This is a genomic window from Clostridium sp. NSJ-49 (assembly GCF_014287725.1).
Classification (GTDB): Bacteria; Bacillota; Clostridia; order Clostridiales; family Clostridiaceae; genus Clostridium; species Clostridium disporicum_B.
In genome coordinates this window covers 1-24,836 of sequence record NZ_JACOOP010000014.1, presented here as the reverse complement: position 1 = coordinate 24,836, position 24,836 = coordinate 1, and the positions used below count along the sequence as shown (strand labels likewise).

At 26.7% G+C, this 24,836-nt stretch carries 30 protein-coding genes and 1 pseudogene; 30 read left to right on the top strand and 1 reads right to left on the bottom strand.

Features of this window, described 5'->3' with window-relative positions:
- Positions 1–35 precede the first annotated feature (35 nt).
- The 29 genes and pseudogenes from H8S10_RS06845 (at position 36) to H8S10_RS06705 (ending at position 22,189) form a co-directional block, all read left to right on the top strand.
- Positions 36–662 (top strand): hypothetical protein, encoded by a 627-nt coding sequence (locus H8S10_RS06845; protein WP_186838385.1) that lies wholly within the window; start codon positions 36–38, stop codon positions 660–662.
- Positions 663–746: 84 nt separating this feature from the next.
- Entirely contained in the window at positions 747–1,055 is a 309-nt protein-coding gene (locus H8S10_RS06840; RefSeq protein ID WP_186838384.1) for a DUF960 family protein, read from the top strand.
- A 19-nt stretch (positions 1,056–1,074) separates the two neighbouring features.
- Positions 1,075–1,425: a hypothetical protein gene (locus H8S10_RS06835; RefSeq protein WP_055277850.1), complete on the top strand. Its 351-nt coding sequence runs from the start codon at positions 1,075–1,077 to the stop codon at positions 1,423–1,425.
- Between the two features lie 1,279 nt (positions 1,426–2,704).
- The gene (locus tag H8S10_RS06830; protein ID WP_186838383.1) at positions 2,705–2,959 is read left to right on the top strand and encodes a Mor transcription activator family protein; all 255 of its coding nucleotides are present in this window, start codon (positions 2,705–2,707) and stop codon (positions 2,957–2,959) included.
- Positions 2,960–3,073: 114 nt separating this feature from the next.
- Positions 3,074–3,364: a hypothetical protein gene (locus tag H8S10_RS06825; RefSeq protein ID WP_186838382.1), complete on the top strand. Its 291-nt coding sequence runs from the start codon at positions 3,074–3,076 to the stop codon at positions 3,362–3,364.
- A complete protein-coding gene (locus H8S10_RS06820) occupies positions 3,361–3,528 on the top strand; it encodes a hypothetical protein (RefSeq protein ID WP_186838381.1) in 168 nt (55 codons plus the stop codon). The genes H8S10_RS06825 and H8S10_RS06820 overlap by 4 nt, the downstream gene beginning before the upstream one ends.
- Before the next feature lie 179 nt (positions 3,529–3,707).
- A complete protein-coding gene (locus H8S10_RS06815) occupies positions 3,708–4,604 on the top strand; it encodes a hypothetical protein (RefSeq protein WP_186838380.1) in 897 nt (298 codons plus the stop codon).
- 122 nt (positions 4,605–4,726) lie between these two features.
- The gene (locus H8S10_RS06810; protein WP_186838379.1) at positions 4,727–5,491 is read left to right on the top strand and encodes a hypothetical protein; all 765 of its coding nucleotides are present in this window, start codon (positions 4,727–4,729) and stop codon (positions 5,489–5,491) included.
- Positions 5,492–5,640: 149 nt separating this feature from the next.
- Entirely contained in the window at positions 5,641–7,032 is a 1,392-nt protein-coding gene (locus H8S10_RS06805) for a DNA primase family protein (protein WP_186838378.1), read from the top strand.
- A gap of 275 nt (positions 7,033–7,307) precedes the next feature.
- Positions 7,308–7,853, top strand: coding sequence for a hypothetical protein (locus H8S10_RS06800; protein WP_186838377.1), 546 nt, complete (start codon positions 7,308–7,310; stop codon positions 7,851–7,853).
- Positions 7,854–8,040: 187 nt separating this feature from the next.
- Positions 8,041–8,181 (top strand): hypothetical protein, encoded by a 141-nt coding sequence (locus H8S10_RS06795; RefSeq protein ID WP_186838376.1) that lies wholly within the window; start codon positions 8,041–8,043, stop codon positions 8,179–8,181.
- 40 nt (positions 8,182–8,221) lie between these two features.
- Positions 8,222–8,749, top strand: a complete 528-nt coding sequence (locus tag H8S10_RS06790; protein ID WP_186838375.1) for a hypothetical protein — start codon at positions 8,222–8,224, stop codon at positions 8,747–8,749.
- Positions 8,750–8,822: 73 nt separating this feature from the next.
- Positions 8,823–9,206, top strand: a complete 384-nt coding sequence (locus tag H8S10_RS06785; protein WP_099328556.1) for a hypothetical protein — start codon at positions 8,823–8,825, stop codon at positions 9,204–9,206.
- 175 nt (positions 9,207–9,381) lie between these two features.
- Positions 9,382–11,097, top strand: coding sequence for a recombinase family protein (locus tag H8S10_RS06780; protein WP_186838374.1), 1,716 nt, complete (start codon positions 9,382–9,384; stop codon positions 11,095–11,097).
- 92 nt (positions 11,098–11,189) lie between these two features.
- Positions 11,190–12,974, top strand: coding sequence for an AAA family ATPase (locus H8S10_RS06775; protein WP_242858788.1), 1,785 nt, complete (start codon positions 11,190–11,192; stop codon positions 12,972–12,974).
- A gap of 129 nt (positions 12,975–13,103) precedes the next feature.
- Positions 13,104–13,691: a DUF6037 family protein gene (locus tag H8S10_RS06770; protein WP_186838373.1), complete on the top strand. Its 588-nt coding sequence runs from the start codon at positions 13,104–13,106 to the stop codon at positions 13,689–13,691.
- 12 nt (positions 13,692–13,703) lie between these two features.
- Positions 13,704–14,246 carry a hypothetical protein gene (locus H8S10_RS06765; protein WP_055291513.1) on the top strand — a complete coding sequence of 181 codons (543 nt, stop codon included), beginning with the start codon at positions 13,704–13,706 and terminating at the stop codon, positions 14,244–14,246.
- Positions 14,247–14,275: 29 nt separating this feature from the next.
- Positions 14,276–14,527, top strand: a complete 252-nt coding sequence (locus H8S10_RS06760; RefSeq protein WP_055291514.1) for a hypothetical protein — start codon at positions 14,276–14,278, stop codon at positions 14,525–14,527.
- A 329-nt stretch (positions 14,528–14,856) separates the two neighbouring features.
- Positions 14,857–15,522: a response regulator transcription factor gene (locus H8S10_RS06755; protein ID WP_005211993.1), complete on the top strand. Its 666-nt coding sequence runs from the start codon at positions 14,857–14,859 to the stop codon at positions 15,520–15,522.
- On the top strand, positions 15,522–16,964 hold the full coding sequence (locus H8S10_RS06750; RefSeq protein WP_186838372.1) for a HAMP domain-containing sensor histidine kinase: 1,443 nt from the start codon (positions 15,522–15,524) through the stop codon (positions 16,962–16,964). The genes H8S10_RS06755 and H8S10_RS06750 overlap by 1 nt, the downstream gene beginning before the upstream one ends.
- Before the next feature lie 208 nt (positions 16,965–17,172).
- The gene (locus H8S10_RS06745) at positions 17,173–18,531 is read left to right on the top strand and encodes an FtsX-like permease family protein (protein ID WP_005211998.1); all 1,359 of its coding nucleotides are present in this window, start codon (positions 17,173–17,175) and stop codon (positions 18,529–18,531) included.
- An 11-nt stretch (positions 18,532–18,542) separates the two neighbouring features.
- Positions 18,543–19,175, top strand: a complete 633-nt coding sequence (locus H8S10_RS06740; RefSeq protein WP_147540345.1) for an ABC transporter ATP-binding protein — start codon at positions 18,543–18,545, stop codon at positions 19,173–19,175.
- 36 nt (positions 19,176–19,211) lie between these two features.
- Complete coding sequence (locus H8S10_RS06735) at positions 19,212–19,574, top strand: hypothetical protein (RefSeq protein WP_186838371.1); 363 nt, start codon at positions 19,212–19,214, stop codon at positions 19,572–19,574.
- Positions 19,575–19,907: 333 nt separating this feature from the next.
- The gene (locus H8S10_RS06730; protein ID WP_042397347.1) at positions 19,908–20,120 is read left to right on the top strand and encodes a hypothetical protein; all 213 of its coding nucleotides are present in this window, start codon (positions 19,908–19,910) and stop codon (positions 20,118–20,120) included.
- 41 nt (positions 20,121–20,161) lie between these two features.
- Positions 20,162–20,476 (top strand): annotated as a pseudogene (locus tag H8S10_RS06725) (hypothetical protein).
- Positions 20,477–20,542: 66 nt separating this feature from the next.
- A complete protein-coding gene (locus H8S10_RS06720; RefSeq protein WP_186838370.1) occupies positions 20,543–20,881 on the top strand; it encodes a hypothetical protein in 339 nt (112 codons plus the stop codon).
- Positions 20,882–20,901: 20 nt separating this feature from the next.
- Positions 20,902–21,207 (top strand): hypothetical protein, encoded by a 306-nt coding sequence (locus H8S10_RS06715; protein WP_186838369.1) that lies wholly within the window; start codon positions 20,902–20,904, stop codon positions 21,205–21,207.
- A gap of 75 nt (positions 21,208–21,282) precedes the next feature.
- Positions 21,283–21,615: a hypothetical protein gene (locus H8S10_RS06710; protein WP_186838409.1), complete on the top strand. Its 333-nt coding sequence runs from the start codon at positions 21,283–21,285 to the stop codon at positions 21,613–21,615.
- 145 nt (positions 21,616–21,760) lie between these two features.
- Positions 21,761–22,189, top strand: a complete 429-nt coding sequence (locus H8S10_RS06705) for a regulatory YrvL family protein (RefSeq protein ID WP_049178069.1) — start codon at positions 21,761–21,763, stop codon at positions 22,187–22,189.
- A gap of 271 nt (positions 22,190–22,460) precedes the next feature.
- Here the strand turns inward: H8S10_RS06705 and H8S10_RS06700 are convergent, their stop codons facing one another.
- Positions 22,461–23,783: an FAD-dependent oxidoreductase gene (locus H8S10_RS06700; protein ID WP_186838368.1), complete on the bottom strand. Its 1,323-nt coding sequence runs from the start codon at positions 23,781–23,783 to the stop codon at positions 22,461–22,463.
- Between the two features lie 247 nt (positions 23,784–24,030).
- Between H8S10_RS06700 and H8S10_RS06695 the strand changes: the two genes are divergently transcribed.
- On the top strand, positions 24,031–24,372 hold the full coding sequence (locus tag H8S10_RS06695) for a zinc ribbon domain-containing protein YjdM (RefSeq protein ID WP_055266729.1): 342 nt from the start codon (positions 24,031–24,033) through the stop codon (positions 24,370–24,372).
- Positions 24,373–24,836: the final 464 nt, after the last annotated feature.

The window sequence follows — 24,836 nt, the reverse complement described above, 5'->3', positions numbered from 1 at the left end:
GCATTTAAATAAAAGTATAGAAAGCGGGAGTATAAATGTTTAATAAAGATAATGTATTCATCACAGTTAATGAAGAAGTTTCTTCAGTAATTCAGCAGTATATAATAAGAGAAATTAAGAAAGTATTAGATAAATACAAGAGTATAACAACAGAAGAAATAACAAGTATAGAAAATTTAATAAACAGCATAAGAAATGAAGAACTAAAGGAGGAATTCCTAAATGATTGGAGTATGTCAGTAAAGATAGCAAAAGAAATTGGAGAAAATGAAGTTAATGACAGGATAATTTCTATGTACCGAAATCTAAAAAGTAATGGATTAGAAGAATTATCAATAGGTCATGTTATTAATTGGTGTAATGAGTTAGATGAACAAGGTTATGTAATGATTGATGATTATAGCATAATTTATAAAAGTTCAGCTAATCTAAAAGATGTTGCAAGAGAGCTATTAGATGATATGCTTGATGATGCAATTTATGTTAATTCATTAATAGATAAAGATTCATTAGTTGAATATTGGATAGAGCAAACAAGTAAAGAAGATGTGATAGATGACTTAATTAGAGGAAGTAATATTGAAGAATTATTAGGACTTGTTCCAGAAACCATATATGAAGATGAATATAATAAATATTTATATTCTGAAATAGATTGTTAAGAGGTTATATCTTAGTTAATAAGGTATAGCCTTTTTACTTTTTCAGATAAAGATGAAAAACTAATAATAAGGAGATAAAGAAATATGTTCAATAAAGACAATAGATATGTAACTAGAGGTGTAAATGAGGAAGTAGATATAAGATTACAACTTATAATGTGGAGCATGATTGATAAGCTAAAAGATGAAGAAAGTGTTGAACTAGATTACTTACAAGTGTTCAAGCTAAGAAAACAAGGTAATAAGATTATAATAAACCAAAGTCAAGAAGTTCCTGAATACTCATGCACATATGAAATAGAGATAGAAGATATTCAGATAGAAGATGAGATTAAAGTTTATGTAATAGATAGTGGAGAATATTCTACAATGCTTTTTCCATCAGAATACTAATTGAAGGAGATTCAAGTAAATGATAAATAAGCTAAGTAAAGAGAAATATTTTAAATATGATAGCAAAGAACTTCTTGGAGTAATGAGGTTCGACTTCTATGATGGAAGATTATCTAACCAATGGAATCCTAGAGAGTTAATAATTGAAATGAATGATAGGAAATTAATAGATCTAAAGAAGTTACAACAAGAACTTAATTATATTCAATTCACAGTGGTAGAAGATTTCAATAAAGTTGTAGAGCTATGTAATGGTACAGGTTATGATAAAGAAACTCTAGTATACATAGAACTTGAAGAAGGTAAGTATGTAATAAAGTTAATACCTGTAAAAGATAGTTACTCATACATATACACGTATAAGAGATAGGAGGAGAAAGTTATGGATATTATAACAGTAATAAAAGTAGTTGGAACAATACTAACAGTTGTAGCTACTTCAATAGAAGCAACAACTAAGAAGTAGTATGAAATATAATATCATCACGATAAATAAAATAATAAATTAATTGTGATGATATTATAAGAATAAGCTAATTTTTTTATAACAATAATAAACTACTGGAAAATATCGTTGTAATAGGAGTGTTGATGTAACGATAGTGACGATATTTTCTGTAAGAAAAAGATTGAAAGTATAATGTAGAAGATGTAACTTAACTACAAAGAAAGATGAAGTAGAAAAAATTGAGTAGATAATTTAGATAAATATGTCCTAAAAGCAACGATAATACATCAGAAAACAGAGATTTTAGAAAAGGTGAAGAAATGTAGCAATAGGAATGAAAAAACGCAAAGAGAGGATAAATCTAATGTTTTAATAATAATCTAGTAATGAATAAATAAAAAGCAGTAAATAATAGATTCATAACTATGTAAACTAGTAGATCAAGGCATGAAATACTATGAGATGTTGAAGTTGGAAGAAAGGCTAATTTCACTAAAAAATAAAAAGAATCCAAAAGATAAAACATATAAATAATGGAACTTGGAAATAGGGAATTCGGTACCAGGAAAGGGCAACGGGGGGATAGGGGGGCTAAGGTCTTAATAGAAAATAAGGATTGAAATAGATTAATAAAAATATATTTCAATTAAAAACAAATAAAAAAGAATAAAAAGAAATTAATAAATAGAAAGATAACAATAAAGAATAGAAGAAAGAAGTAAATAAATATTCAGTATAATATAAGAATTATAATAATAGATAATTAATCAGATATAATGATAAAAAGAATTGATAATTAATGAATATAATATCCAGTAATTAAAGATTAATAAATCAAAATGTAATACAAACTTTAAGTGGAGTAAATAGATAAAAAATCTATATACCAATAAAGAGTAATAGATCAAAAAACAACAATAACATATCAGAAAACAGAGATTTCATAAAATGTGAATAAGAGTAGCATTCAAAAAGAAAAACATAAATAAAAAAACAAATTAACTGTTTTAACTGATATGTTCAGATATATATTATAAATTTGATAAAGAGTTAATGTTTCTAATGAAAGAAGCATTAACTCTTTTTATATTAAATTTTAACTTAATTATTAGTAAGTTTTTAATGAATTTTTCAATGATTTATTCGCATGAATAATCATTTTAAAGTAGTTATTATTTTTTATAGGAGGTGAAGTTAATATATGGATATAAGAAAGGAGCATTTTAATGGAGTATATTCGACCATCTTTGAGCATATGGGAGAAAGGGTTACAAGAGAAATACATAGTGTATTTAGGGGTCAGCAATTTAATTTTCCTAAAAAGCTATATTCAATGGAATATGTAATTAGATATTTAAAAGAAAATTATAATGGAAAGAATGTAAGGCAATTAGCTAAAGAACTTGACTATTCTGAGAGGTGGGTTCAAGCAATAATACATAGAAATAATATTTAGTTTTTGTTAAATATTATTTCTAGAGTTCCAAATTTCGACAAAAAATAAAGTAGAATATAGTAATATATAGTAGAAAATTAAATTATTAGAAAAGGGGGTACTGAGAGAAAGAATATGGGAATTTTACTTTGGGATAATATTGGAGCAAAAGTTAGAATGATAAAATCTGATATAAAAACTAAATTAGAGGAAATAGATATTGCTACAATAACAGATAAGCTATCAGATACTCTAGAAAAGGCTTCAGACTTTTCAAATAAACAAAAAGAGATTAATATTAGAAATTTTAAGGAACAATTAAAAAATCAACCGGATAAAGTAATATTACATAATATGAATAATGCAGGGACAGAGGAAGGAAGAAGAATTTGTAGAGATGAAGCTAGAAGGAGAGGTATATTATGAAGAAAACATGTAATGTATGTAGAGGCAATGGACAAATAACATGTCCTAAATGTGGAGGAAATGGATGGAGAGACTTTGAGTTTACGAAACCATGTAATTGTGATTGTGGATATGTAGTATGTAAAAATTGTGGTGGAAAAGGTTCATACGAAGTTTCAAAATAAATTAATATATTAAAGTAGAAAATATGGTGGTACATCAATTTGAGTTATTGATATATCACCATGTTTTAATAAAAAATAATTAAAGATGCAACTATATAGTTGCAATTACTGTAGGTATATAAGTAGATATATAATGATAATTAGTTACAAGGGAAAAGTAAAATAGGAGAGAGGATATTATGAAAAAGTTATTATTAACAGGAATTGTTTTAGGGATGACAACATTATTTGTAGGATGTGGAAACAGTAATAAAGAACCAGAAGTATCACAAGCTTATTTAGACTATATTAGTCAAGCAAAAGTAGAGATTGTAAATGAGGATTATGCGAAAGCTGAAAAATTTTTAACACTAGCCTATGATGAAAACCAAGAAGATAAGGTTGTTCTAGAATTAAGAGAGCAACTAGATATGTTTAATAGATTAAGAAGAAGTTTAAATGACCCAACAGCTTTAACACCAGAAGAATTAACTTCTCTAGTTGAAGAAGCAAGAGATTATGCAAATAAAGAATATACTACTAACTTACTAGTATCAGAGATATTAGAAATGGCAGAGAATCTTGATACAACTGTGGCTGTATCTAATGAAACTGAATCAGTATTATCAGATTTAGAATTTGAGTTCTATAATAAAGTTAATGAAGAAAAATATGATGAAGCTTTAGAAATAGCCGACAGATTAATGACTGAACTTGATAACTATGAAAATATTAATGGTGTAGAATATGTAGGTGGTACATTAGAGACAGTTGTTAATAATGAAGTTGAAAATATTAAATTGAAGAAGAATTTAGAACAACGTAGAGAACAATATCCAGGACACTTTGAAAATTTAATGTCATTAATGCAAAGTGAAATAGATAAGATAGATAATATTGTTAAAATTGAAGAATCATTAGATTATGGTGATAGCAATGATTGGACTTATATAGTAGAAGTATTTTTCCCAGAACCACTTAGTAGTGCTGGTGCAACTAATAAGATTACTTTTAAGATACTCGGCAATCCTAACAGAACACCTAGTTATTTCAATATAATAGATATGGCAGGTGAGGAAACTAGAATAGAGTTATAAATTGAGAGTTAGTGATTAATATTTAAATTTAAAAAGAGGGAAACCTCTTTTTTTTGATAGAATTTAATTAAAATATTTAGTAATATATAGAATAAATATTTTAATTAAAGGAGAGATTACAAATGGTAAAGAAAAGAGAAGGAAAGGTATCAATAAAGAAAGCTCCTAAGTCCAGAGGTGATGGACAGGTCTATGATTTAACAAGGAAAATATTTGGAATAGATAGTGAACATTTGAGTTTTCAGGCTAACAGAAGAAAAGTAGGACGATTAATAGATAGTATAAAAAAAGTATCGGATATACCTGAAAATTTAGAGTTAAATAGCAACAACTTTAATGAGTTTGCAGAATTGCTTGGAAATTTGATTAATGATGATACACTTAATGATATAAATAAAAGAATATGTAATGGTAAGAAAGTAGAAATAGAAGAATATGATTTAATAATTAACAAGTTAAAGGATATAATTGACAAAAGAGATGACGATGATATAGAGAAAAAGATGTTATCAGATATGGTAGATAATATAATTCCTAACAAGGAAGAAGAGGAGTTAATAAACACTATAAGTGATAATATACATAATATAATTTCGGGAATAATGGAGTTTGATAACAGGAAAGAGAGATTTAATTATTATAGAAAAGTAATTAACATATTAGATGATATTGATATGAGTATTAATAGAGATTTAGAAAATTATAATTTCTTAAAAGAGAGAATTAAGATGAAAATTGATAAATACCCTCAATTAATAGATAAGGAAATTGATATTACTGATATTGATAAATTAGGGATTGATTGTGTTGCAGAGGTTATAGGATTGCCAACTGTAGATGATATGATAAAGATAATACAAGAAAAAATAGATAAGGGATTGATTTAGAATGAAGTTTTTACTTCATTCTTTTTTTACGGACAAATTTTAAAAATTTTTTGTCCGTTTAAGTAAAAGGAAAATGTAATAATATTAAACATGTAAACAAAATAAGAAGTTCATTACCTTACTTTGATTAACAAGTAAGGAGGGAAGAAATGTTTTCAGAAGAACAATTAAAAGAAATTGAAAACATGGGGATAGAGATATCTCCTAAATCAGAAAAAGTAAAAGGCTTTAGTCCAAATAAGTTTGCTTCATACATAGCAGATAACTTAAAGATAATCAACAATAAAGATTATTTTTATGTATATAAAGATGGAGTGTGGAAGAAGCTGGATGATATGTACTTATTCCAAAAGTTAAGGAATAAGTTACATACATACTTTGATGATATCTGGTCTTTGAAAATTGAAAATGAATATATACAAGCTCTTAAGAGAATAGTTTATTACGGTGGAGACTTAAATGCTAATAAGAGATATATAAATCTTTTAAATGGAATGTTTGATTTAGAGACATTCACATTAGTTGAACATAGTCCTGAATTCTATAGTAGTATTCAATTACCGATAACTCTAAAAAGAGATGTAGATTGTCCTAATTTCAAGAAGTTTTTAGGTCAATGCTTTTCAGCTGATGAGGAAGCAATAAATCTAGCACAGGAATGGGCTGGATATTTACTTACAGCAGAAACAAGAGCACAAAAAGCACTAATACTATATGGATTGGGAAAAAATGGGAAAGGGGTCTTCATTGACATCATTAGCGAGTTAATAGGTGAAGATAATATATCTAGTATAGCAATGAATGAGTTGCATAGACCATTTTCAAGAGTATGTATATATGGGAAGCTAGCTAATATCAGCAATGAAAACGAATTCAATGGTAGGAGTTTTAATACCCAATATTTAAAGGCTATCGTAGGTGAAGATAATATAAATGCTGAACAAAAGCATCAACCTGTATTTAACTTTAAACCTACAGTTAAATTAGTGTTTACAACTAATAATCTACCTCACACAAATGATGGGGGATATGCACTTATGAGAAGGTTATGTATGCTTCATTTTACTAATACAGTAAAGGAAGAAGATAGAGATATGCATTTAAAGGACAAGCTTAGAAGTGAATTAGATGCTATATTCCTATGGGCATTAGAAGGACTGAAAAGACTTAAAGAAAATAACTATAAATTCTCAGAGTGTAAAAGTTCTAATGATTTACTTAAACAGTATGAGAAGGAATTAAATCCAATGATATTATTCTTTGAGCAATGTGTTATTAAATGTGAAAGTACTCATAAGGAGAATAATAAAATTATTTATAACACCTACAGGGAATGGGCTAGAGCAAATGGAATGGAAGGACAAGCTAAAATAAGTGTCCAAAAGTTCTGGAAGAAGTTTGAGGAGTACGCTAAATCATTAGGCTATGACTGTAGAAGTGGAAAGTCAAATGCTTTTAGATACCATACAGGCGTAAGAATAATTGGAGAGTTTAGAATTTCTTTAGCTGACTCTAGGATAGCAGGACAGTTAGGTGGCTAAGTTAGGATTAAGTTGGAATGGATTTAAGTAAGATAAATCAATAAATAGGGTGTAAGGGCTAAGTAAATTTAGAAAATCTCAAAAAAAGAGATTTTCTAAATAAAAGAAATTAGATAGAGAAAGGAGGTGATAAATATGCGTCCATACGTCCAACTAAGATAAATCAATGGAAAAGAGACATAAAATGAATCCTAGAAAGATACATAATAAAGTCCAATAAGACAGGTAAGGTAATGAAGAAGAAAAGATAATGTAAAGAAAAGGAGATAAAAACAATGGCAGTAGTAAAAAGAAGACAAGCACCATCAGTAATGGGAAAAGCAATGACAAGAGAAAATCAGGAGAATGATGTGGATGGGAAAGAGAGAACAGAAAAGGCGGTAAAAAAGGAAGAGATATGGAAGCCAAGAGAACCGAAAGTAGAATTAGAATACAATGGATTAGAGGAATTCCAAGCATCAGAAGCAAAGCAAAGTTCTTGGAGAACAACTGATTCTGGAATACTATCAATAGTAAAATCTGAAACAGTAAATAGGCTAATGTTTGCAAAGGAGATGATGGATAAGCTAAGTAATCCTAAAAGAGTAGTAATTTCATTCGCAGATGAAAAAATTGCTATAGGAGAACAATTACCTAACAATGAAAATTATTTAAAAGTTAATTACTCAAAAACAAAAGGAGTTATCTATTCAGCAGGAGTAGTTAAAGAGATAGTAGATAAATATGACTTAGATTTTAGTACGAGAACTTCAATTACATTTTCAGAAGTTAAGTACGTTAGATATGAAAATCATGTAGTAGCAATAGTAACTATAGTTTAAATGAGAGGTATAAGTATGAATGAATTAACAACAGAAGACATAATTGATGCAATAACAGAAACGATAAGATTGTACATACTAGCTTCAAAGCTAGAGGAGTTAGAAGAAGACTAAATAATCTACTAAGCATTGATCCGAATAAGTTCAATGCTTAGTGAAACTAAAATAATTTTAGGGGGAATACATAGTGAGCATTAATAGTCAGTTAGAGAGATTAGCATTAGAATATTCAGCAAGTATAAGAGAAAAAGATGTAACACTAAAAGAGCAAGAAGAGATAATGAACAGTGAATGGTTTATAAGTTGGATGAAAGAATATCATCAATAAATAAAGTTGAAAATCAATAAGATTAGAGGGAGAGATAAACATGGCAACTATAAAGAGAGATGGAAGAATTACAGAAATAGAAGTAGGATGTAAGAAATGCAGAATAGTAGGCTATCAATCAAATGGTAGAAAGGCTATAAAAAGAAATGTATTTAAACAAGGATACATAACATTTGAGCTTGAGGATGGAACAGAAGTAAAACAATATATGCTTATAGCACCATGGAATACATATTTATTTTATAAATTAATTAAGGCTATTAAAGCAGAAGGCTTTAATATATTCAATGAATGTGATGCATTTGATGAAAATGAAATAATAGGTAAGGAAGTAGTAATAGAATTAGAAAATGAAGTTAAGGATTCTGGTGAATACATAAACGTTACTAATATCTATAATGTTGAGGAAGGAGAGATTATCATAGCTTATGATAATAAGTTAAAGGAAAAGAAGTATTCAGAAATGGAGAAAAATAAAGAAATGAGCATGGAGTATATAAGAAGTAAAGCAAATGAAGTTATTCCACAGCATGAAATTACAAGTGAAGAGGACTTAATGAACTTTTAGAGGTTATATAGGTACTTTAGTTAACATCTAGAGTACCTATATTTAGAGAGTTATAACTGGAGGAGAGATAAAAATGATAAATATAAATAAAATAATGAAAGAAAATGTATCAATTAATATGAATTTAGATGTAGAAAATAGAGGATTGTGGGAAAAGGGAAATCAATTGGGATGTGATACTATAACTTTAACTATTCCAGTTAATGAGATATCTAATGATATAGATATTGATAAGCTAGAAAATGACTTACATTTTGGAGTAAGTAATTTTACTATAAATAGCAACGAAGTAAAATTTAATATATTTACTGGAGAAACAATATTCTTTAGTTCTTTAGTATCTATATATGAATATATAGAACACTATGTAAGTTTCTTATGTGAAAAGCTAGATAGATTTATTAGTGAAAGTTTTAAGATAGAGTTTGATTTCTATATGTCTTTTATGGAAGATTAAAATAAAAGTAATACATTCAATTAATATTAAGAGACTAACTTTAAAGTTTACTCTTAATATTAATTGGAGAAATACATAATAATAGATAGTAATATTTAGTTCTAGAAAATATCTAAATTAATAGATAGATATATATTATAAATTTGATAATTTAATAGTGAGGGAGAGCTGTAAGATGATTAATAATTATGTATCAATTGATATCTCAATACAAGAATTAATAAAGAGAATTAATAGAGTCCCTAGAATAGCAATATATTGTCGTGTAAGTACGACAGAACAGGCAGAAACTGGTTACAGCATAGATGAGCAAGAAAGATTGCTCATTGATTGGTGTAACAAGAATGGATTAGAAGTCTTTAATTGTTACTCTGACAGAGGTATAAGTGGAAAAAATATTAAGAACAGACCAGCATTAAAAGCATTATTGAAAGATGTGGAAGATAAAAAAGTAGATATGGTAATTTCTTGGAAATTAAACCGTATCAGTCGTAAGCTTGCAGATGTTCTTAAAATAATGGATTTACTAGAGAAAAATAATGTTACATTTAAGTCCTATTCAGAGCCATTTGAAACTACTACACATGTAGGAAGAATGCAAATGCAGATGATGGCAATGATTGGGGAGTTTGAGCGTGGGACAATCTCTCAAAACGTAAAGGTTTCCATGTGTGCTAAGGCTAGAGCAGGCGAATGGTGTGGTAACCGTGTGCTAGGCTATGATTTAGTACCAATGGAAGGTACAGAAAACAATAAAAGGAGAAAATCAAGACTAGAAATAAATAAGGAAGAAGCAGAAATAGTAAGTATAATATTTAATGAGTATGCTAGTGGTAAAGGGTATAAGGCAATTACTAATAAATTAAATAAACTAGGATGTAAGACTAAGAAAGGTAACAATTTTTCACAAGGTTCAATTAGAGATATCTTAATGAATCCAGTATACATAGGAAAGGTTAGGTACAATGTTAGACAGAATTGGAGTGAAAAACGTAGAAGAAACATCAATCCAGAGCCAATAGTGGCAGATGGAATTCATAAAGCTATAATTGATAATGATACATGGGATAAAGTTCAAGTGATGTTACAATCTAAATCTGGTAAACCTTCAAGAGTCTATGATGGATTTTACCCATTAACGGGAATATTAAAATGTCCTAAGTGTGGATCTGGTATGGTTATTTCAAGAACTACTAATGTACTAGCTGATGGAACTAAGAAAAGAATAGCTTATTATTGTTGTGGAGCATGGAAAAATCAAGGTACAAGTATATGCAATTCAAATACCATAAGAGTAGAGAAAGCTAATGAGTATGTGTTTAATAAACTTTCAAGTGTTTTATCTAATGATGAAATGATTAAATCAATAGTAAGAAACATAAATAAGGAAAGAATAAAGAGAGTAGATCCAAGTAAGAGTGAGTTAGAAAGAATAGATAAGGAACTAGAAAACATAGATAAGAAAAAGAGAAAGATTTTTGAAGCATACGAAGATGACATAATAACAAGAGAAGAATTTCTAACTAGAAAAGATGAGCTAAATCAAAGAGCTAAAATATTACAAGAGTCAAAAGAACCTCTATTAGTTACATTAGCTGATGATGTAAGTGAAGAAATATCTTATGAGTTTATTAAAAGTATACTAGACAATTTCAGTAAGTTGTTAAATAATAAAGAGTCAAGAGAGCAGAAGAAGAAGTTATTACATATGATAATTTCTAAGATAACAATAAATGAATTAAGAGAGGTTGATTCAATAAACTTAACTATAAATGATAAGTTAGTAGATTATATAAGTAAAGAAGAAGGAGTATCTATAAAGGATGCTCCTTCTTCTTTTATGTTAAGAAATGTTGGGATGAGTGTATTGAATTTAGATATTATAGTATAGATTTAAAAAAATGTAAGTTAATGTGTAAATATAGATAATATATAAAAATATGGTATAATTTTGATGTTAAATATTAAAGGGGAGAGATTCAATTGAAGTTAAGAGAATTAATAATTAAAAATTATGGTTGTATTGGAGAAAATGAATTAAGAGTGGTAATAGATGATATAATTGTACTAATTGGACCTAATAATGTTGGAAAGACCACAGTATTAAATGCTTATGAATCTTTTGCTGGATCAGGAGTAGCTTTAGATAAAAATAAATTCCATAAAAATAGCACGGATTCTCCAATAGAGATATCAGGAATTTTTTCAGATATAACAGATGAGGATAAAATACAAATAGGAGAAAAATGGATATTTAATCATCCTGATTATAATGAATGTATAAAATATAAATATGTATGGGAAAAAGAGAATACTAAGGGCGTTAAGTATTCTTGGAATAATGAAGAGGAACAATGGAAAAAAGGAGGTATGGGAGGATGGGATACGAAGATAGCTAGTTGTATACCTGTACCGATAAAGATAAATCCATTAGATAGTCCAGAAGAGCTACAAAAACAAATAATAGAAATATTATCCGAAGCAATAAAAGAGAAATCAAGATGTGATGATGGAAGAATTAAAGATTTGATAGATAATCTTAATAAAATTGCTGAAGAAGTAAAAAAAGAAATTGAAGATACATTAGATATAACAACAGATAAACTTGAAGAAAATATGAAAAATATATTTCCAGATTGTAAAATATTAATAAAGCCTCAAGCAGGTAAGTTTGAGCCTGAAAAAATAATTGCATCAGGAAGCCATATAAGGATAAAGGATTTAGAGGGAAATGACTATCCACTATCTAGTCAAGGTGCTGGATTACAAAGGACATTTTTATGGTCTGCAATAGAGGCTTTATCAGAGGCGGGAAATTATAAAAAAGGTAAAACTAAAATAAATAATGATAAACCTAGGATGTTGTTAATTGAGGAACCAGAATCATTTTTACATCCACCAGCAATTAGAGCAGCTAGAGAGGCTCTATATAAAATAGCAGAAATGCAAAATTGGCAAGTGATGATTACAACACATTCACCAATATTTATAGATGTTTCAAAACCACATACTACAATTATAAGAGTAGACAAGGATATTGATTCTAAAACAAGAATTTTTTCTACTGAAAAAGCAAATTTTGATGAAGATGAAAGACAAAGGTTGCAAATGATTAGAATGTGTAATCCTAGTATTAATGAATTTTTCTTCGCAAATAATATTATATTAGTTGAAGGTGACACAGAGCAGACAGTATTAAATTATATAAAGAGTATAAACTCTAAGTATACAGGAATACAAATAGTAAATTGTCGTGGTAAGGCTAATATTCCAATGTTCATGAAGATATTAAATCACTTTGGCTTAAGTTACACTGCAATTCATGATATTGATGCTCCATATTCTATGAGAAAAGAGAAAAAAGTGAAAAATGCTATGTGGACAATAAATGAAAAGATTTTTAATGAATCGAGAATTAAAAATGGAATGGATAATATGATAATTGCTAATATGCCTGATTTTGAATTTCAATATTTTAAATATCTTCAAAGAGGTGATAAACCATATAATGCTATATGTGAATTAAGAAAAGTTGAGTTTATTAATTCAGATAGGTATGAGGAGTTAGTAAATATACTTGAAAGTATTATTTCTAGAAAGCATAGTAGAAGCATTAAGAGTATTGATGATTATTATAGATTACTATCTAAATATGTTAAAGAAGAGATACCAGAACCAAAGGAAATTTGGCAATTAGACGAATATAAACAAGCATTTAAAGAAGTTAGTGTAACAGAGGAAATTACTGTAGATAATATAAAGAAATAAGTATTAGTAGAAGTTCGCTTTATCATTTTATACTAAGAGATATTATACTGGGAATATTTAACTTAGAATATATGTTAGATTTATAGTGTTATAAGAAAATTAAAAAGTTATATTAAGGGGAGAATTTTAATGAAATTAAATGGGATTAAGGAGTTTCATAACTCTATGAAAATTAATGGAGTTAAAAAAAGTAAATTTATATTTACTTATAATAATGTAGTTTTTGATATATTTTTCTTTACTGATGAAGTTCCATATAAATTATGTATAGGGGGTAGAGCTAATAATTTTTATTTTGAACTAAATGTAAAGAAAGGCTATATAATTGATATAAATATTGGAGATAAATATTTAAGATTATTAGAAATATTAGGATTAAAATATAATCCAGATAGTCCATTTAAGACAATATATTTCTTCAATGAATTAAATAAGAATATACCCAAGAAGATAGATACTAATAACAAATGGAAACCTAGCGATTATGCAATATATAAAAGAAATGTGGAAGATGCAGAAAAAATATATTTTTGTGGTTGGTTTGATAATGATAAGGTTGGGAAAAAAGTAAGAGAGAAAAACTTAGAAAAGACTAAGGAGATACTGGGAACAGATGCGTATTTAATGTGTAAGAAAAATAATATTAGTAGTAAATGGACAGAGGATGAAGAGGGAGCTACTGAATATTTTTTGCCAGATAAGATAGTCAGGGACTAGAAGGGAGATATTATGAATAATAGAGAAAATTTAAAAAAAGAGATTATAGAATTTATACAATCAGATGATGAAAAAATAATGCTTATAACTGGAACACATCAATTTGAAAAGCATATGGAAGTGTTGAGAACATTAAATCAAAATGTACAAGATGGTGTTAAAGTTTTATTTAGGATTAATGGAAAAGATAATATTGATAGTATTTTTCAACATAGTCTTAAATCAGCAAAATTGAACACAAGAATTAAAGTAGGAAACTTGAGAATGTATATAGACACAATAAATAAAAAGTCATGGAGAAATGAAAGATATAATGTATCTATATTGTATCCAGTAGATTCAATATGTAGAAAGAAAGATGAACAACGTAAAGAAATATTGGATGACCTAATAAGAAATACAGTTCATAAAGTATTTATAGTTTCGTGGACTGATTCGTATGATTATAGCTGGTTAGATGAATTTGGAATAGATAGAACAGTTGTATTTGATGCAGAGGAAGAAGACTCAGCTTATCATGGTAGAGTAATAGAGAATATAAATAGATTTAAATAAAATATGTACAGTTAAGGAGTGTGAATAAAATGGTAGTTACAAATATTATGCCATGTATAAAGGTTACAAAAGAGAATAATATGAGTGGTATGGATATGTACATTGATTTAGGTTCTAAGATAAGAGTTACAGATGATGAGGGTAATATAGTAGAAGGTAGAGTATTGTTTTTAGAGTTAGCTAAGTACGAGGAAGAGGATGATATGCTATATCTATCATTAGATAATGAAAAGCAAGTTAGTATAGGTATAAGTTATATAGTAGATATAGAAGAGATGTAATTATAAGTAAAAACCTCACTTAATACTGATACGGAGAACCGTACCATAAGTAAGTGAGGTTTTTACTGAAATTAGGTTAATAAATAAGGGAATTTGAGAAGGAGAGGGTTGAGAATATTATCATTTAAGTAAGCCTTTATATATAGAACTTTAGTGATAAATTATATGTGGAATTGGTATATAAATAATATTATTAATTTAATGTTAAGAGTGTTAATTTATGAAATTAGCACTTTTATATTTATAATATAATTGAAACTTTATGTTATTATGTATTTATAAAATAAATTCATTTTGATATATATTATATAAAATGGAGGAAAATATAAATGAAAATTAATATATTAATTGTTGAAGATGAAAAAGAAATAAGGGAAGGCGTAAGTGAATATCTAGCAGAGGTTGGATATAGCGTTATAAGTGCAGAAGATGGAATGCAAGCAATAGAATTATTTAAGAATAATAAAATTGATTTAGTAATTTTAGATATAATGCTTCCAAAGGCTAACGGATTTGTTGTTTTAAATAAAATTAGACAAGAAAGCAATGTTCCAGTAATTATGTTAACAGCAATGAGTGATGATTATACCCAAATTATGAGTTTTGATGAAGAGGCAGATGATTATATTACAAAGCCATTTTCAATAATAGTTTTACATAAAAGAATAGAAGCACTTCTTAGAAGAGGAGTAAAAGTTAGTGAAAATAAAAAGTGGTGTTATGGAGATATAGAAATTGATTTTGAAGGATATTCAGCAAGAAAGAATGGCGAAAATATTGATTTAAAACCTAAGGAAATAAAATTAATAGAGTTATTATTAAAGTATGAGGGAAAGGTTTTAACAAGAGCACAAATCTTAGATAATTTATGGAGGATTGAAGAAGCACCAAATGATAGGGTTATTGATGTATATATTAAAAATATAAGAAAAAAGTTGTTATTAGATTGTATAGTAACAGTTAAGGGAATTGGATATAAATTTGAGGAGCAATGATGAATAAGTTAAAGCTATTTTCAAAAACATATATATTTACCATGGGGATAATAAGTGTAATAATTTTAATTTCAAATGTTTTAATTTATTTAGCATTACCCAAGGTATATGTGAATAATAAACAAAAGGAAGCTGATAAAATTATTGAAGATTTAATTGAACAAGTAAATAAATCTGATAATAAGGAATCATTTAAGATAGCAAAGAATTTTGCTGAAAAATATAATATTCAAGTTTTACTTACTATAGGAGATGAAAAAAGGGTATTTCAAGGTTTGCACAAAGTAGATATATATGTTAATGAAGAGGAAGTTACAGAAAACTCTTTAATAATTCCTAATTTAAGTGGTGAAAATATTATAGAAAGTTTTGATGATGAAAATGGAGAAATATTCGGTCAATATATTAATATAAATAATTTATCAATAATAAAAAGTAGGGACTTTAAAAAAAGTAATGATGTAAATGGAAGTGCTAAAATAGTAATGGATTTAGAATCATTCACAGAAACAAGAGATATTATATTAAAAATACTTCCATATTCTATTTTTATAAGCTTGCTTATAGCACTTATTGCATCATATATATATGCAAGAAAAATTACAACTCCAATAAAAGAAATTTGTGATGTTACAAAAAAAATGGAGAATTTAAATAAAGAAGCCTTTTGTGAGGTAAAAACTGAAGATGAAATAGGAATATTAGCAGCTAATGTAAATAGTTTATATGAAAATTTATTAAATACAATTGTATCATTGGAAGAGGAAATAAAAAATGTAAGTGAATCTGAAAAAATTAAGGTGGATTTTTTAAGAAGCGCATCACATGAGCTTAAGACACCACTAATGAGTATGTATATAATGATTGAAAATATGCTATATGATATAGGAAAATATAAAAATCATTATATATATTTAGAAAAATGTAAGGATATAGTTAGTGAATTAAGTAAAATGGTTCAGGAAATTTTAGATACTTCAAAACTTAATATAATAAATAATAAAAATGAAAGTGTATTAGATTTAGGTAGTTTAGTTCAAAAGAACATAGAACCATATAAATTAATAGCTAAGTCAAAGAAAATTAATATTAAAATGAATTTAAAAGAGTCTTTTAATATTAAAGTAGATGAAAAATTATTTACTAAAGCAATTTCTAATATTATTTCTAATGCAGTAAATTATACTGATGAAGGAAAGGAAATAAGAATATATATAAAAGATAAAAAACTTATTATAGAAAATGATTGTAAGCCAATTTCAGAAGAACATTTAGCACATATTTTTGAGGCATTTTATAGAGTTGATTTTGATAGAAATAAGAGTAGTGGGGGGAATGGGTTAGGATTATACATAGTTCAACAAATTTTAAAAATGTATAATTTAGATTATTCTTTTAAATCAATATTAACTGGAATGAGTTTTGAAGTTGATTTTAATTAAATATTTGAAATTTGTTCATGTTTAATAAAAAATAAAATAGTTGAAAAATAACGGGTATTAGATTAATAATATCCTTATTTTTTTATAAAAAATAATTTAATTAATACGATTCTTAATGAATTTTATAAACTTAATTTTTAAATTTCATAAATATTTCATATTAGGTTGATAGAATGTACTCAAGTTAATAAACAAGGAGGACATAAATATGAATGTATTTAAGAGATCAATATTATATATAACAAGAAAAAAAATAAAAAGTATTATTATGTTATTTATATTATTTGGAATAGCAACGGCAGTTTTAAGTGGAATTTCAATTAAAAAGGCAGCAAATATAGCAAGACAAGATTCAAATAAGGATATGGCAAATACTTTTGAATTACAAGCTAATTTTGCGGGTAATTTTGAAGGAACAATTCCAGAAAATTTAATTGATAAGGTTTCAAAGGTAGAAGGTGTTAAGAATTATGATGCAGCAATTCAAGGAGCTGGTTTAGATTTAGAAAATGTAAATTATATAAAACCTGAAAAAAATGTAGTTCAATATAATGATGATTATAAATATGAAAAACTTTTTTCTGTAGAAGCACATAAAAGTTCAGAATATGATATTAAGTTTATAAGTAAATCATTAAAGCTGATTGATGGTAGACATATTGTTGCTACTGATAAAAACAAGGTATTAATTCATAAGGATTTAGCAGAAGCAAATAATTTAAAAGTTGGAGATACTATAAAAGCAACAAAGAGTGCTGGAGATTTTAATGCATCAACTTTATCTAAAAGTGATTATGACCTTGAAATTGTAGGTATTTTTGAAAGTGAAAATACTGAAAGAGCTGGACATAAATTAGAAATGCCAGAAAATCTTTTAATTACTGATGTAGATACTATTAAAACTTTATATGGATATTCAGATGGAAATGTAAAATATACAAATGCTACTTTCAATACAGATACTGATGTAGATAAAGTAACATCAAAATTTAAAGATATTCCTACTGATTGGAATAAGTATACAATAGTAAAAAGTGAAGATACATTTTTAGCTTTATCTAAGTCTTTTGATTCTTTAGATAAGATTATAAATATGGTTTTAATTGGAGCAATAATAGCTGGAGTAATAATACTTTCATTAGTGTTAGCATTTTGGATTCAAGGAAGAGTTCATGAAACCGGTATATTACTTTCAATAGGAGTTTCAAAGTTTAATATTATTTCTCAATATATAATTGAATTATTACTTATAAGTATATTAGCTTTTGGAGGATCATATTTCTCAAGTAAGGTAATTTCACAAAATATAGGAAATACAATAGTTGCACAAGCAGGTAAGCAAGCGGTTCAAGACGTTCAAAGTGGATTTGGAGGATTTTCATTAGGAAATGATGTTAATAGTTCTTTAGCAACTCGTACAGTAGATGAAATAGATGTAAAAGTAGAGGTTGAAGAATTAATTTATGTATATGTTATAGGAACAGTTATTATCATACTTTCAGTAATGGCATCATCAGCATCAATAATTAGATTAAAACCAAAAGAAATATTATCCAAAATGAGCTAGGAGGAAGATAAATGTCAATTTTAGCATTAAATAAAGTTAATTATTCATATAAAAATGGAAAAAGAGTTTTAAATGATATAAGCATGGAATTTGAAAAAGGAAAATTTTATGCTATTTTAGGGGTTTCTGGTTCAGGAAAAACAACATTATTATCATTACTGGCTGGATTAGATGAACCTAGAAATGGTGAAATATTATATAATAATCAAAATATAAAAGTAAAAGGGTATGAGAATCATAGAAAAAGCAATATTTCATTAATTTTTCAAAATTATAATTTAATTGATTATATGACACCCTTAGAAAATTTAAAGATAGTTAATCCTAAGGCAGATAAGAAAATTTTAAACAATTTAGGATTAACTGATGATGAAGTTAATAGAAACGTATTACAATTATCAGGGGGGCAGCAACAGCGTGTTGCCATTGCAAGAACACTTGTTACAGATTCACCAGTAATATTAGCAGATGAGCCAACAGGAAATTTAGATAGTGATACAGCTGATGAAATTATAGAAATATTAAAAGTAAGTGCACATAAACATGAAAAATGCGTAATAGTGGTTACTCATAGTAAGGAATTAGCTAAAAAAGCGGATGTTGTACTTGTGTTAAAAAATAAAAAACTAATACAGATTAATTAAAAAAATTAATAAGCTTTTATAAGAGGTGGCTTAAGTATGGAAGTAAAACATTTTAAAGATATAAATTTAATAAGTAAAGTATTATATGTTATTTCAATAATTATATTAGTATATACATTATTAACTATATATAATTCACATGTATATATATTATCACTTGTAGCATCAGGTAAGATTGTGGTAAGTAAAAGTATATTAATGGTAATAACATATTACATTAATTCATCATTACCATATGCATTTTATTCAATAGCAACATTTTCTATGGGATATATTATCAGTGGATTAAATGTTAAAAAGGAAGTAAAAAAAGATATAAAAAGTGATTTAGAAGACTTTGATAAATTAAATAAAGATGATAATGAATTAGAAGAATTAATAGAATATTTAAAAGATTAACTAGCTGTTAAGGATTAATTTAGAAAACTCTTGATATTCACTTGAGAAAGTTATTATGATGTTAGGGTAATGGGCAAGATGGTAAGGGATAACAAGCAATTGGATATAAAGTAAGTTTTGAGAAGGAGTATCATTTAAGGGTGCTCCTTCTTCTTTTAGGTTAAGAAGTTTTGGAGCAACTATGTTGAATTTGAACATTACTATATAGAATAATATGGGGATGTAGATCATAATTAAATTATAATTTTAAAAGTATATTAGAAAAGGAGAAAAGTAATGAGCAAGTTTACAACCTAACTTAACACCGATACGGAGATTCAATTACATAGTCCAATGCATACTCTTCTTGAAAATGTAGGTCATGAAGTTGAGAATATAGATTTTATATATTTTGAAAGAGCATTTTCTAATGAAGTTAGACCACAAAAGGGAGAAAGCAAAGAATTATATTGGTTTACTAAAGAAGAAATTGAAAGTAATGATACTATAAAACCTCATGTTAAAGTAATGGCATTAGATGCATTACGTATTTTAAGTAATATATAAATATATATTATGATTATGTAGTATATAAGGAGGTTGTATCTATGAATAATGAGATTATACGTAGAAAAATGACAGAGTTTCCGTAATGGAATGATAGAAATGGTTGTTATACAGATGAAAATTGTGATTTAGAAGAAGTACCAAGAATGACATATGATGATTCAGTAAAATATTTCTTTGGTGTGATGAATGATGATTTCTACTATAACATAACAGATAATATTTTTGAATTATCTTATGAGGAAGTAATTAAATATGCTAAAGATAATAACTTCTATGATTCAACATATGAAAAATTAAATCTGTTAATAAATAATGATAAGCCAACAATAGAATTTTATAAAAGTTTACTTTAGTAAAGCTCTTACTTGTATTTAGATATGCAAGTAAGAGTTTTTTATATGTAGAAGGGAGAAAGTATAATGAAAAAAGTTTATAATGAAAGTCAATTAGTTAAATTAAATAGCATACCAGTAGAGGTTATTGAATTCGTAAGAGAAATAATAGTTATATTAAATGAAGCATATGGAGAGGATAGGAATGTAGAATCTGACTTAGGTGGATATGTATTAATAGCAGAAAATATAGTAGATATCGAAATATTGAAACAAGATAAGTTACAATGTTTAATGCCAGAATATACTGATGTAATAGAAGTTATGAATGGAGAAAATTATACTTCAAGCTTATACTTACTTTCTAGCGATTTTTCAATTGTAGTAGTATGTACTGAAGAACTTTCTAAGTTCCTACTGGAATAAGATAAGGAGGTAGAATTAATGTGAGTAAGAAGAGTGAAGAAAAGATAATCAAGGAAACTAAGTACTGCAAGATAAAAAGCCAAGGAAAAGTTGGAGCAGGAGAATACACATACTCAATAGAGAAAATCTACATCAAAGAACTAAAGAGAGATGAAGTAAGATTCTGTGTCTACAAGGCAACTAGAAGAGGTGATGAAACATACATTCCAAGAAGTCTTGATGTAACAGAGCTAGAACTAATAGAGTTAATAAAAGAGTCAATAAGTAGAAAAGTATTTTCAGAAGGATTCATTGAAATGTTAAAACAAGAAATAAACCAAATCTAAAAGTCTTAATTGCTACAAGTATAGTGATTAAGACTTTTTTACATCTAAATAAAAGTATAGAAAGAGGGAGTATAAATGTTTAATAAAGATAATGTATTCATTACAGTTAATGAAGAAGTTTCTTCAATAACTCAGCAATATATAATAAGAGAAATTAAGAAGATATTAGATAAATACAAGAGTATAACAACAGAAGAAATAGGTAGTGTAGGAAAATTAATAAACAGTATAAGCTTAGAGAATTTCAGTAAAGTTCTAACAGAAAGTGCAACTAGAGAGCAACAGAAGAAATTGCTTCATATGATAATATCAGAGATAACTATAAATGAAACAAGAGAAATAGATTCAATAAAACTAAAAATAAATGATAGCTTGGTTGACTATATAAGTAAAGAAATATTGGAATGAGTGTATTGAATTTAGATATTGCTATATAGAGAATAATAGCAATGAAAATATAAAATATTGAGGTTGGTATAGATAAATAGTATAATTTTATCATGTAGAAATATTTATATTTATTAGGTAAATTAGAATTTGGGGAGTGAAATAATTGAAAGAGATTTGGAACAGACATAAAGAAAAGTTAATAACTTTTCTCTTATGTGGATTATTGTTTGTTGGCGTATTATCTATTATTGCCTTATTAGGTGGAGCGATAATGAAAATATTTGGGTTTGAATATGAGTCAATAGGGAGTATTATTCTGTTTTTTGTAATTGCAACAATTATTTCTTATCCTTTTAGTCTGATAGCTGAGGTATTGCCTAAAGTAGTTCTATCTTTTGGGAAATTGCCAAAACAAATGGCTATACTGTTTTATATTATCTTAGATACGTTTGCTACATTTTATGGTCTGCGTGTTGTCGATTATTTTATGCAGTCTGTTTCGGCAACAGATATTTCTATTATTATTGTATCTTTGATATTAGCTTTATTTGGAATAAATGATGTTGATAAAAAAACTAAAGGAACGGATTGACAAATTCCAGTTTAATTAATAGATGAATATAAAGAAACCTCACTTTATACTGATACGGAGAACCGTATCATAAGTAAAGCTACAATTCTTAGATTTGATCAGTAAATTATCTGATTCGCGTAATAATATTATCTAAAAAGATATTGAAACTGTAAGCGTATATTCTAAATGGCGGTAAGAGTAAAATTTTATATAAAGAAAATAATAAGAAATAAGCTTTAGAATGAGAGTATTCTGAAGCTTATTTCTATTATTAAAGAAGATAATTAAATTATCTTATACCTTGTTGAAAGTCAAAGGTATTAAAAGGATCATATTTTTTATTTATTCGTTGAAGATAGATAGAGTTATCTCCGTAATATTCATATAGATAATTATCAAGTGGATAATATGGAAAGTTTATATATGAGCCATCTGTTATATTATAAATAAATCTTGATTTTTCTTCTATCCACTTAGTATTTTCAGCTTTATATTCGTTATCTTCAAAGTCAGACTCGATAGCAATAATATAATTGCTATTTCTATAGTAAAAAGCTGTATCAGATTTATCTATTTTACTTACTTTACCTCCAAGGCCATATAGATTTAACAAAGTGGTTTGAGAGCCTTCAGGACGTTGTTCGTTTATTATATCAACTAATTTTGAAATCTCATCATAAGAGTATTCTCTAGATACGAATCTACTATATGAAATAAACCGTTCATATTGATTATAGAAAGATCCAATTATTTCAGTAGATTGAAGGAAAGAGACATTTTCATAAGTTAAATTGCAACTTTCTATATTCATAAAAGGTGATAAAATATCCATTAATTCATTAGGGGTTCCATAGAGTAGTCCAGTACAGTAAATATAATAACCATCGTAAGCTGAGTTTGCTATACTAGATTTTATATTTATTTTATCTGGAGCATTAGTTATCCAATGCTGCCATGTATCTAAGAATTTTATTTGATTATCTTTATTAATATTTGAGTAATAAATATTAAAAGTAGTAACTAAATCAACTTTTGGAGGTAGATTGAATGTTAATGAAACAACTATCCCAAAGTTTCCTCCACCACAACCTCTTAAGGCCCAGAATAAGTCTGAATTAGTATCTTTATTTGCAGTTATTAAAGAGCCTTCATAATTAACTAATTTAGCTTCTACTAAACTATCACAGGAAAGTCCTAAATATCTACTCGAATATCCCCAACCACCACCAAGAGTTAATGCTGCTATGCCAACTGTTGGAAAGGAGCCACCAGGGAATGGATAACCGTTTACTCCAAGAAAGTTATATAATTGGCCTAATAGAGCGCCACCTTCTGCAGTAACAGTATTATTTTCATAGTTAATATTAATTCTGTTTAAATTACTAATATCTATAATAAATAATCCATCATCAATAGAGAAACCTTCATAATTACTACCACCAGAACGAATTCTAAGTTTAAATCTATTTTTTCTTGCAAATAATACTGCTTTTTTTACATCATCAAATGTCTTACAATATGCAATTGCAGTTGGATATTTATCTATAGATTTATTCCATTCTTGTCTAGCATCATCATAATAATTACTTGAAGGAGTAATTACTTCAATCATTTTAATCACCGCCCATAAATATTAAATTAGGTTATAATCTATATTATTTATTGAGGGCGTATAAGGTTAATAAATTATTTTAAAAATGCAAAAACTAGACTAAACGTTAAGGTTTGTCATTATTAATAGACTATGATATCATAAAGACCTACAATTAGTTCCTCGTATTAATTTTATTAAATTAGTATTATTAGTTTATAAATGAGGAATAACAATAAATTTATTTACAAGTGGAGGAAAGTGAATTATGGATAATCTACCAAATTGCCCAAAATGTAATTCAGAATATACTTATGAAGACGGAAATCTATTTATTTGTCCAGAATGCGGACATGAGTGGAATACACATTCTGTAAGTGAAAATAATGAGGATGAGTTAGTTGTTAAAGATGCTAATGGAAATATCTTAAAAGATGGTGATTCTGTTACAATAATAAAAGACCTTAAAGTAAAAGGTGCCTCATCTGCTTTAAAAGCTGGTACAAAGGTTAAAAATATACGTTTAGTAGATGGAGACCACAATATAGACTGTAAAATAGATGGATTTGGAGCTATGAGCTTAAAATCTGAATTTGTTAAAAAGTTATAATTAATAAGACTAAGCTATTTGAACTATCTTGTTTATTTAAAACTAAGTAATTCAATTAACTTAGTCTTTTTTTATAGATTTTATATAATATTTTAATTAAACATGATTTTATTAAAAGAAAAATATAATCTAAACTTATTAAAAATAATCATAAACATCTATTATAATTATATGTATTAAAAATATAATCATAGTGTGTTTAAAAATTATGATTTTTTACTTTATAAAAATATCGAAATAAGAAATATTATGGATAATAATGTAATAACCATAAATTTCATGTAAAAATATAATATAATTTGCTCCATCTGTTTTTATAATATATGCAAGCAAAATATGAAAGTTATAGAATTAATTACATTAAATTACATAACATATATTTACAAAGAAATAAATATAAAAAAATACTTCAAAATTTATGTCTATTTTAGATAAATATACAAAGGATCTTCCAAATCATTTAA